Below are 11,303 nucleotides of genomic sequence, written 5' to 3'. Positions count from 1 at the left end.
GTGGTTGGGGGAAGTATAGGCATTAGCTGCCTCGATGACCGGGATTTGCGTCCGTAAAGGCGTGCTGCACACCGCTGCGCTGGCGCTAAGGACGCGTAAAAACCCCAGCGTCAGCCGTCAACAACCCGTCAATTCCGCCCTTCAGATGGCTGCGAAAGATGAGCGCTGCGGCAAGCTTTCTCCTGCGGGCTCCGGTGAACACGGGCCTGCCCAGGAAAGACTGCGGCGAGAATTTGGGGCGGATCAAACGGTGTTCTACAACAGGACGCGCGGAGTAGCCGGCCGAACTGTTAAGACGTTCGGAAAGTATCCAGCGCGAGTTGTCGTCGGTGGCTTCACGGGAGCGATCCTCGTCGGAACCGTGCTGCTGATGCTGCCCGTATCATCGGCTTCGGGTGAATGGACGGATCCTGTCTCAGCCCTGTTCACCGCTACTTCCGCGGTGTGTGTCACAGGATTGATCGTCGTCGATACTGGAACCTACTGGTCGGTGTTCGGTCAGGCCGTGATTGCGGGTCTCTTCCAGCTCGGCGGCCTGGGCATCATGACGTTCGCGTCGCTGCTGGGACTACTGGTTGCGCGCCGCATGGGCATGCGAATGCAGCTCATTGCCCATACCGAGACGAAGAATCTGCGGCTGGGCGAGGTTCGCCGCGTAGTCATCGGTATCGTACGGCTGAGTGTGCTGATCGAGCTTGCCGCCGCATTGATCCTCGGCGTGCGGTACTACACGATGTATACCGATTCTCTGCCCTCGGCCGTGGGTTTCGCTTTGTTCCATGCCATTTCAGCGTTCAACAACGCAGGTTTCGCGCTCCAAGCCGATAGCGTCATGCAGTTTGTTGGGGATCCCGTCATCATGGTGCCGCTGATGGTTGCGTTTACGCTGGGTGCGCTGGGTTTCCCAGTGCTCTTCGAGGTCGGCAAGTACGTCCGGCAGATGGTGAGGGAAGCACGTTCGCACCATGCGTCAGCCAATCGGCGCTGGACCGTGCACACCAAGATCACCGTGCTCACCCACGCGGTACTCGCACTGGTGGGAATTGTCGCGGTCATGGGTTTCGAGTGGACGAACCCAGCGACAATGGGGCCACTCAACATCGGTGAGAAGATCCTGGCGGGAGCCTTCCAGGGGCTGGCCCCGCGCACGGTGGGCTTCAATTCCCTCGAAGTCGGTGACATGAGTCCGGAGACGATCCTGATTACCGATGCGCTGATGTTCATCGGAGGTGGGAGTGCCGGCACGGCAGGCGGTATCAAGGTTACGACCTTCGCCCTGCTTGGCTTCGTCATTTATGCTGAACTGCGCGGGCAGCCCACAGTCCACGTCATGGGGCGCAAGATCGCTGAATCCGTGCAGCGGCAGGCGCTCACCGTAGCGCTGTTGGGAGTTGCCGCTGTCATCGGATCGACCGTCGCGCTGCTTGCACTCAGCGACCACGAGGTTGATCTCGTTCTGTTCGAGGCGATCTCCGCATTCGGAACCGTCGGGCTGTCCATGGGAATCACTGCTGACCTGCCTGCGGCAGGGCATCTCGTCCTAGTAGTCCTGATGCTGCTCGGACGGGTGGGTCCGATCATGCTGGCCTCCGCGCTCGCGTTGCAGGAACGGCCGCGCCGATATGAACTGCCAGAGGAACGTCCGATCGTGGGTTGATGCTGCGAAGCTAGAGGGATGGCAGCCGTTGATGAGCCAGGCAGTGTTCTGATGCGACCAGTGAGGACGGGCCAATCCGCCCTGTCGAATTTCCGGCGCCGCAGCGGCTGGTTCGCGGCGGTCGTACTGCCCGCTGTGCTCACGCTGGCGTTCATACCGCTTAAAGAGCATGTGGCGTTCGCGAACATCGCAATGACTTTTCTCCTCGGCATCGTGGTCGCTGCACTGGTTGGCGGCCTGCTGCCAGCTCTGGCGACCGTGGCGATCAGTGCCGCGCTACTCAATTTCTTCTTCACCGAGCCGTTTCACACCCCCTTCATCGCTGACGCAGCCAACATCATCACCCTGAGCGTCATGGTGGCGGTAGCAGTGCTCGTCGCCGTCGTCGTCAACAGATCCGCTGTTCGCGCCGCCGAAGCGGAACGCGCGCGAACAGAAGCCGCGCTGCTCTTCTCGTTCGCACGGACCATCTTGTTCGAGGACAATCCTGCGAATCGCCTGCTCGCAAAGATCGCCGAGAGCTTTGGGCTGGAAAAGGTCGCGCTGGAAGAGGCCGGTCAGCACGGCTGGCAGACGACCGCTGTCGCGCTGGGGCCAGCGAGTGCGATCACGAAGACCGTTGATGTGCAGGCAGTACAGGTGAGCGACGGGGTGCGACTGATACTGCGCGGCCGCGAGCTCGCTGGCGACGAGTGGGCAGTCTTGGAGACCGCAGGATTTCAGGCGGTACTGGCCCTGCGCCATCAGCGGATGGCGGCCACTGCTGCAGAGGCGGAGCGCCAGGCTGACGCCGCTGCACTGCGCAACGGGCTTCTGTCAGCGCTCGGGCACGACCTGCGAACCCCTTTGACCTCGCTGAGGACAGCGGTGGGATCGCTCAGGGACGAACAGCTGACATTGTCCGCCGACGACAAGAGTGAACTCCTCAGCGTTGCTGACGAGTCCATCTCTCTGCTCAGCGGCTTGGTGGACAATCTTCTCGACTCATCGCGTCTGGTCACTGGTGCTGTGCGGCCGAACATCGGCGCTATTGACATAGAAGATTCAGTGGCGCGCGCATTGCGCAGCGTGCCGGGCAGCGACGATGTGAAGGTGGCTATTCCCGAGGGGTTGCCGGAGGTTCGAGCGGATGGCGGTCTGCTTGAACGGGTTATCGCGAATCTGGTCGACAACGCCCTGCGGCACGGAAGTGCTGACGTCACCCTCCAGGCTCGGGAACAGGCAGGGACTCTGGTGCTGGACGTGGTCGATCACGGGCCAGGCTTGGTGCAGGGCACCGAACAGGCGGCATTCGCACCTTTTCAGCGTCTAGGTGACCGCAACGTGACGACTGGCATCGGCCTGGGAATGTCGGTGGCGAAGGGGTTCATTGAAGCAATGAATGGCACGATCAGTGCCTCGCAGACACCAGGCGGAGGTCTCACGGTGACGTGTGTGCTTCCCGCCGTCGACTATCGGGAAGCGGTGGCGGAATGACGACCGTCCTCGTCGTTGACGATGAGCGCCAGATTCTTCGCGCACTGCGCATCAGTCTGGCTGCGCACGGCTACGCCGTGAAGACCGCGTCCGACGGTTCAGCGGCACTGCGCGCCGTTGCGTCAGAGAAGCCAGACGTGGTGATCCTTGATCTCGGTCTGCCCGATATCGATGGAACAGAGGTCATTCACGGGATTCGCGGGTGGTCGTCCGTGCCGATTGTTGTGCTTTCCGCCCGTACCGACTCTGGAGACAAGGTTGCCGCACTCGACGCAGGTGCAGACGACTACGTCACCAAGCCTTTTGGTATGGACGAGTTCCTGGCCCGCCTGCGCGCTGCCGTGCGGCGGGGCCAGAACTCGGCACCGCAGCAGGAGGCCGTCGTCACAGCTGGCGACCTCTCCATCGACCTGGGTGCGCGCCTTGTGAAAAAGAATGGCGAGGACGTGCATTTGACACCAACGGAGTGGTCGATACTTGGGCTGCTCGTGCGTAACAAGGGTCGGCTGGTGACGCAGAAACAGATCCTGCGCGAAGTGTGGGGGCCGTCGTACAACAACGAAACTCACTACCTTCGCGTGTATATGGCGCAGTTGCGCCGCAAGCTCGAAGCCGATCCGTCGCGCCCCAAGAACCTGCTTACCGAGCCCGGGATGGGGTACCGATTCACCGATTGACCCCGAACGATCCGCACGTCTCTCGGTCGGGGGGCCTCGACGTCGACGGGAAAGAAAACACCACCCCTTTGTGCGTGCACAAAGGGGTGGTGTTCGTTTCTGTGGGAAGTTATCCCTTCAGGGCCCGGGCCATGCCGCGCTGGACCGCACCAATGATGTGCGGGCGCAGTTCGGCTGCCGGAATGATCGCGTCCACCGACCCGACGCGCTGGGCGCGCTGGATGTTGTGGATCGCCTCGAACTCAGCGGCGACCTCACCGAGCTTCTCAGACCGCACCGCAGAACGCTGCGCGGCCAGCTGCACCCGGAGGTGCGCCTTGTCGGCCTGGTCCTCTGCGGCAGCCAGCTTCGCTTCCAGATCCTGGACAGTTGGGTCGGCGGATGTGCGGTTGTTCACCTCACGTGAGAACACCACTGCGGCAGCTGGTGCACCACCGATAACCGAGGCGAAGGATCCTTCGACGGCAAGAACTTCCATGTTGTCGTTCAATGCCTTCGAGAACACCACGAACGCACCACCGTGGTAGCGGGAGACCACGCAGAAGACGATCGGGCCGTCGAAGTTGACGATCGCCCGGCCGATCTCGGCGCCGTACTCGAGCTGGATGTTGCGTAGCGATTCCGGAGAACCATCGAAACCAGACAGGTTTGCGAGCACGACCAGCGGCCGGCTACCGGATGCCGCGTTGATCGCTCGTGCTGTCTTCTTCGACGATGCTGGGAACAGCGTGCCAGACGTCCACTGGTCAGGCCCGTCGGCCGGGAACCAGCCCTTGCGGGAGATGGCGCGGGACTCGATACCGATGACCGTCACCGGCTGTCCACCGAGGTGCGCGTCGAAGACCACGGACGTGTCCGCGTCGGCCATGTCCGCCCACCGTTCCAGCACACCGTGGTCCTGGTCGACAACAGCCCGCATGACGGTCCGAATGTCGAACGGCTTCTTGCGCTCCGGGTTCTTCTCGGACGAGAAGATGTCACCGACTGTCGTGAAGTCGCTGCCCGGGTGGACGTGCGGGTAGGTGCGGACGTCGCGCTCGATCGGGTCGGTAGTGGCTGCACGGCGCGGGAACTGCTCACCGGGCAGCGTGTATGCGTGATCGTAGTGTGCGAACAAAATTTCGCACGCCGCGGTGAGGTTGGGGGCCCAGTACTGGGCTTCACCGTTCGGTCCCATGACGCGGTCGTAACCACCGATGCCGAAGTTGTCTTCAGCGGAGACACCACCGGAGTAGTCAAGCGAGTTCTTACCGGTAAGTACCATCGCGCTGTCTGGCGTCATCACCAGAATGCCCTTGGTGTGCATGAGCATTGTGGCTTCAGCGTTCCAGTACGGCTGCGCGCCCACGTTGATACCGGTGACGATGACGTTGACCTCGCCACCCTTCTGCGTGAAGGTGATCAGCCTGCGCAAACCACGCGACACCCAGTCCATGTTCTCGGTACCGCTGTCCATCGAGATCGTCGCGCCAGAAGAAAGCGCAAACCATTCGACCGGCACACCCAGTTCCTCAGCGAGGTCGACTGCGGCAACGAGGCGTGAGCACTCGCCTTCGGCCACAGTGCCGAGCGCCTTGGTGGGATCGCCGAAGAGGGCGATGCGGGTCATGCCCTCGGGGTAGCGCGGCGTCGGCGTCGTGACCTTACCCACGATGAGGCCGGCCGTGTTTGCGCCGTATGGCCGCTCGACCGGGACGAGCGTACCGGTCTCGTCGAAGTCGTATTCGACGAAGCTGCCTTCCGGGCCGGCGAGCAGCGGGATGAGCTCGTACGGGTAGACCGTGCCGCGTGCTCGCGAGCTGCGGACCTTCTGCGTGTAGGCGTCCATCGGCTGCAGCGGCTCGGTGGGCGGCTCGGTGATGTTGAGAACGACCCCGTCACCGGTGCGGTAGGAGAAGCGCAGCGCGCGCTTCACCAGTTCGTTGCCTTCGCCCGGCATCCACACAATGACGGTGATCTCTTCGAGGCCTGCGCCCACCGTCAGCGGGGTGAGGTTGCTGGCGACGGTGCGTACCTCGTCGAGGCTGATGTCGAGTGTGGGCCAGTAGTACATCATCACGCGGTTGGCGTCGAGGCGGCGCTTGTTGCCCCGCTTCGCCTGTGCCCGGCGAACACCGTCGAGGCACGCCGCGAGTGCGCGTTCGAAGGAGGGCATCGAGACCACGCGACCGGATTCGTCACGCAGCAGCGTGGCGTCGCGCACCTCAGCGAGCGCAATGAGCCGCTCGTCAGCCGGGTTTTCCTTGGCCTTCAGGTGGAACAAGAAGGTGTCGGGTGCGCTGGGCACGCGAACTCCGTCGAAGTTCTTCAAACGCCACAGGTCGAGGCGCTGGCCCGTGAGCGGGTGCATGTCGCGAATGATGCGGTCTTCGCGCAGGCCCCCATTTTCTGGCCGGAAGGTGAACTGGCGGCTTGCGCTGCCGTCGCCGAACACAGTGACAGTGAAGCGGCGCACCGTCAGTGTGCCGGTGAGCTTTTCGAGCAGCGTCGCAGCGATCTGATCAGAATCGGCGGGCGCACCCGTCCACGACAGGTAGAGGTCGACCACGAGGTTCGAACGGTCAGCGGGCGCGACCGCGTCGATAGCCTGCAGCGCTTCGGTGAGCCGTTCGTAGTCGCCAACGGTCGACACCAGGCTGATCCGGTCTTCCAAGAGCTGGAAACTTCCGGTGACGAACTGCTGGCCGTCACGCTCAAACGCCTTGACGTCTTCGAGCTCGCGAATCTTGTAGTACGCCCGCGTGATGACTTCGAGCAAAGGCCCGGGCCGTTCGATGCGGCCTGCGAGGAGGTCGATCAGTGGTTCCGGCGTACGAGTCAGCTCCCGGACACGCTGCGTGTAGTCACTGGCGTCCGGGTTCTCCGCGAGGTATTCGAGTGCACCGCGAACACGGTCGGCGACTTCGCTGCGCGCCTTGCTGATCACCGGCTCGTCGAAGATGCGGAAACGTACGTTACGGGCGAGGTCACCGACGAGCGGGTACCGCAGCTGGGTGGCAACAATCAGCCGGTCGAGTACTTCTTCGAGTTCCTGCGGAAGTGTCGTCGAGGTGGTGGTGAGCCAGCGCTCGAGCAATGCCGAGATGACAGGGATCTGGTTCTCCATGCGCTGCAGCGCGAGGAAGAGCCGGTAGACCGCCTCGGCGAGTTCCGGGGTTGGCGTCAGGTCGACAACACCGTAGTGGCGCAGCGCGCGGCTGAGTCGTGCCTTGAACGACTCAGGGAGGCCCTCGATGTCAGCGTCGAATGACTTCAGGTATGTGTGGAAGTGCTCTCGGGGGCTGTGGACGCGTTCATCCGATTCGAAGTCGCCATTGATTGGGCGGTTACGCGAGATCTCGCAGATATCCGCGAAGGTCGACAGCAGAGCGAGTTCCGCGTGCACAACGGCACCGTCAGAGTCCGGATGCTGCGTTTGTGCGCTGCGCAGTCGTTCGTAACGTGCAAGCAGCGAGCGCGCGCGCGTCGCATCGACGTCGTAGCCGGTGATGAGCGCGCCGAGCTGATCCAGCAGATCCAGCGCATCACATTGGGCCTCGGCCGGCGCTGGGAACTCCACGCTAACCGTCTCCACAGTCTCTGCCGCTTCGCTGTGCGCATCAACCCGGATGAGCGGCGCGCCCGCGTCGACCTGTGAGTTCACGACCGCGAATACCTCGCGAACGCGGCCCGCTACCTGGGCGCGTACAGCCGTCTCCATTTTCATGGATTCGAGTACAACGAGGGTGTCCCCGGTATCGACTTCATCGCCTTCAGCGACCGGTACAGCGACCACAACAGCTGGGGCTGGTGCACGCACCACGCCGGCTTCGTCCTGGCTGATCTGGTGGCTCACACCGTCGACCTCGACCAGGTAGTGAGCGGGCCCCTTGACCGCGACGACATGGTGGCGTGTGCCAGCGACGGTAAGGCGGCTTTCAAACTCGCTGAGGCGCTCGAGGTCGACCTCTAGATCGCCTGCATCACCCTCGACGCGGTACCGTCCCGGCCCGATTTGCGTCACGAAAAGGCTGTATGCGTGGTTCTTGTAGCTTAGTTCGACCTTCCGGCCGATGGCGTGACTCGCGCGTGGCCGGCCGCCACGCGCAGAGGCCCGGAATGCACCGCGTTCAACGGCTTCCTCCGCGTCGTACACCTCGATAGCCGTCGCCAGCAGGGCTGATGCGGCTGTATTTGACGGCACGGCAGTCTGGTCGCTGGATGTGCCCACGCCAGTGCGGTCGAGCCAGCCGGTGTCCGCCGAAGCCGAAATCACTTCGTCGCGGTCGAGCAGGTCGAGCAGGAAGGACTTCGTCGTTGTGCCGCCGTGCAGAACAACGGTCGTTTCGCGAAGGGCGGTGCGCAGCCGCGCGAGCGCTTCCGAGCGGTCGTGGCCCCACGCGATGATCTTGGCGACCATTGAGTCGTAGTCCGGCGGGATGACGTCGCCCTGCGCGATCCCGGTGTCGACGCGCAGTCCCGAACCCAGCGGGAACTTGAGCAGTTGCACCGAGCCAGGGGCTGGGGCGAAGCCGTTGTCGGCGTCCTCAGCGTTCAGGCGTGCTTCCACAGCGTGACCGAACTCCGGCGGGCATTCGCCAGCCAGTTCGCCACCGTTCGCAACGTGGATCTGCAGTTTCACGAGGTCGAGGCCAGTGGTGGCTTCGGTGATCGGGTGCTCGACCTGCAGCCGGGTGTTGACTTCGAGGAATGTGAAGATCTTCTGCTCTGGCTGGTAAAGGTACTCGACCGTGGCTGCACCGCAGTAACCTGCCGCACGCACGAGTTCAGCGGAGACCTGCCGCAGATGGTCGGCCTGCTCCTTGGTCAGCAGTGGCGACGCCGACTCCTCGATGACCTTCTGGTTCTTGCGCTGAATGGAGCAGTCGCGCACGCCCGGGGCCCACACGTTGCCGTGCGCGTCGGCGATGCACTGCACCTCGACGTGACGGGCTTCGGTGACGAGCCGCTCGATAAACACCACGGGGTCACCGAAGGAGCGCTGTGCTTCGCCCTGCGTGCGCTCGAGAGCCAGTTCGAGTTCGTCTTCGGCGTACACCTTGCGGATGCCGCGGCCGCCACCACCGCTGCGCGCCTTGATGATCAGGGGGTAGCCGATTGCCTGCGCATGGCGCCGGGCGTCGGCGCGTGTGGAGACTGGTCCACCACTCCACGGCGCGACGGGGACGCCGACCTTTTCGGCGAGGAGTTTTGCCTCAACTTTGTCGCCGAGCAGACGCATCGCGTCAGCGCTGGGTCCGATGAAGGTAATGCCGAGGCGCGCACATACTTCTGCGAATGCAGGATCTTCAGCGACAAACCCCCAGCCGACCCAAACGGCGTCCGCCTTTGCTTCGGTGAGTGCACGTTCGAGTTCTGCGTGGTCGAGATACGGGGTTGCCGCTGTGGCTGACGGACGAAGGGTGACACCTTCGTCGGCCTGGCGCGCAAACAGTGCGCCGCGCTCGGCTTCGGTGTGGAGCGCGATAACCCTGATGCCGTAGTTGTGCTCGGCGTTGAGTTCGCGTACTGCCCTGATGAGTCGAACTGCGGCTTCACCGCGGTTGACTATCGCTATCCGTTTGAACATCCCTGCCCCGTTTCTTGTGGAACCTAGTGACGACGTTTGTTGAGCCGTATATCTGGACGCCGTCGTCCGGTAAGCCTGTGCCTGGTGTGGCCGCGAGCGGCGCGTGTAGCTGCTGCCTGCGGGTGTGGTGGGCCGCTACGGCGTGCCGCGCTCTTCGCTGAGGGAAGTGCCGCGCGCACGGAGGTTACCGTCGGCGCGCAGCCGCTCTGCCCGATCGCCGGCGGGGCGGATCGGGGCGCACGATAGTGATGCTTGAAATGCAACGCTGCCAAAGGTTTTGCGCGCCACGCGCGCTGCCGGCAGACCGCATAGTGGCGCGGCTGCAATCAACCTTGAGTGCATCATCGGTATCGAATTCGATACCGGCCGTCCGGCACCACAATCATGCAACATGGCGAACAGATTGTCACATGTAACCAAATGGGATCAACGGGGCTTTTCATGCGGTTCACCCAGGTTTCGGACGGAATGCGCTGTTATGCAGTACACATGGGTGAATACGTGAATCAAATCACACTTTCGTCACGATTGTTTTGTTACCGGGAAGTAGCGCCTACCTGCGCTGATTCAAACGTGTACCTGCGGGTAAATTACCGGCGGGTAAGGAGCGAGGGATGCTGGGCCGCCTTTTTTACGAAGTGGCGGCCGGCGTCAGCACCAAACGTGACACCTTACTGACGAGTAGTAAACCCGTGCGCCGCTCGAACGTGCAAAATACTATTCACCGAATTTTGCAGGAATCGCTAATTTCGCGATGTTTTCCTGTGCTAACTGTCGAGCGACGGGGGTGGCGTCCACCCGCCCGTGACGCGCTCCAAATGCTGCGCGACGCGGATCGCGACATGATCATTACCAGGTGCTGCGCTGACCTGAACGCCGGTAGGCAGGCCACTCGGGCTGATGCCCATGGGAACCTGTGTCGCTGGCAAGCCAAGGAAATTGAACGCTGCCGTATTTGCGAGCAGCCACGGCTGGCCGTACGTGGTGTAGTGACGCGGCGCGAGACGCGGGAACGGCGGATGCAGCAAAACACCATCGCCGATAGTGGTCGTGATCTGCTCCGACGCCCGGCGCGCCGCGCTCACCAGCCTCCGTACCGCGCGAGTGCGAACGGTGCGCGCCGGCGCTGTCTCCGCGAGCCGCAGTGCGGCAACAGGTGCGCTTGCGAGCGTGAGAACGGCATTGCGCGGGATACGCCGCAATGAGTATCGCCGCGGGATCGCGGTTCCCAGTACTTCCTCCACGGTGGCGGCGAAGTCCATCTCCCCGGCGATGGTCGCGAGCGCGTAGCCCATCGCCCAGCGAAGCTCAGGCAGCGGCAGATCTGTGACATGAGCGCCAGCGCGCTCGAGGGACGCGGCAGCGCGCTCACGTGCTTCCGCAACCTCCCGGCGTGGCTGTGAGAGCGAGGATGCCGTCGACAAATAGACCCGCATCCCCTCGAGCGGCACCGTTGCTGGGTCACCCAGTTCCAGCAGAGCGCTATTGGGGTCGGATTCGTGCGGACCGGCCATCGCCTGTAAGACGGGGTGCAGATCCTCGGCATGGCGGGCGATCGGGCCGAGATACAGCGAGCGGCGCACGCCACCGGCCGTCATCGGGAAGTGACCCGTATTGGGCACCAGGCCCACGGATGGGAGATGTGCGAAGACCCCGTTGAAGAACGCCGGTACGCGCAGTGAGCCGCCGAGGTCCGAACCAAGCGCCACCGGCGCGCCACCGATCGATACTGCAGCGCCATCACCCCCCGATGAGCCCCCGGCGGTGCGACGCGGATCGTACGGATTGTTCACCCGGCCGTAGAGGGGGTTGTTGGTTTCGATCCAGTACAGGGGGCCGGCCGCGTTGGTGATTGCGACGATGATTGCCCCGGCTTCGCGTAAGCGCGCGACTGCGGGTGCGTCGGCGCGTGGCCGGACTCGCC

At 63.3% G+C, this 11,303-nt stretch carries 4 protein-coding genes and 1 pseudogene; 3 read left to right on the top strand and 2 right to left on the bottom strand.

Translation table 11 applies throughout. The features are described from left to right. Positions 1-34: 34 nt before the first annotated feature. Genes ONR57_RS09770 through ONR57_RS09760 form a run of 3 tightly spaced genes read left to right on the top strand, consistent with a single transcriptional unit; the run spans position 35 to position 3,810 of the window. Positions 35-1,657, top strand: a complete 1,623-nt coding sequence (locus tag ONR57_RS09770; RefSeq protein ID WP_265123101.1) for a TrkH family potassium uptake protein — start codon at positions 35-37, stop codon at positions 1,655-1,657. An 18-nt stretch (positions 1,658-1,675) separates the two neighbouring features. Further along, entirely contained in the window at positions 1,676-3,133 is a 1,458-nt protein-coding gene (locus ONR57_RS09765; RefSeq protein ID WP_265123100.1) for a DUF4118 domain-containing protein, read from the top strand. After that, positions 3,130-3,810 (top strand): response regulator, encoded by a 681-nt coding sequence (locus ONR57_RS09760; RefSeq protein ID WP_265123098.1) that lies wholly within the window; start codon positions 3,130-3,132, stop codon positions 3,808-3,810. Before ONR57_RS09765 ends, ONR57_RS09760 begins: the two co-directional genes overlap by 4 nt. A 109-nt stretch (positions 3,811-3,919) precedes the next feature. Here the strand turns inward: ONR57_RS09760 and ONR57_RS09755 are convergent, their stop codons facing one another. Both ONR57_RS09755 and ONR57_RS09750 read right to left on the bottom strand, forming a co-directional pair. Then, the gene (locus tag ONR57_RS09755; RefSeq protein WP_265123096.1) at positions 3,920-9,379 is read right to left on the bottom strand and encodes a carboxyl transferase domain-containing protein; all 5,460 of its coding nucleotides are present in this window, start codon (positions 9,377-9,379) and stop codon (positions 3,920-3,922) included. Positions 9,380-10,146: 767 nt separating this feature from the next. After that, positions 10,147-11,262, bottom strand: a pseudogene (locus tag ONR57_RS09750) (amidase family protein); the annotation flags it as partial. Positions 11,263-11,303: the final 41 nt, after the last annotated feature.

Source organism: Hoyosella sp. YIM 151337, from assembly GCF_026041215.1.
Classification (GTDB): domain Bacteria; phylum Actinomycetota; class Actinomycetes; order Mycobacteriales; family Mycobacteriaceae; genus Hoyosella.
Note: the sequence above shows the minus strand (reverse complement) of the source record. Positions and strands in the feature narration are given on the sequence as shown.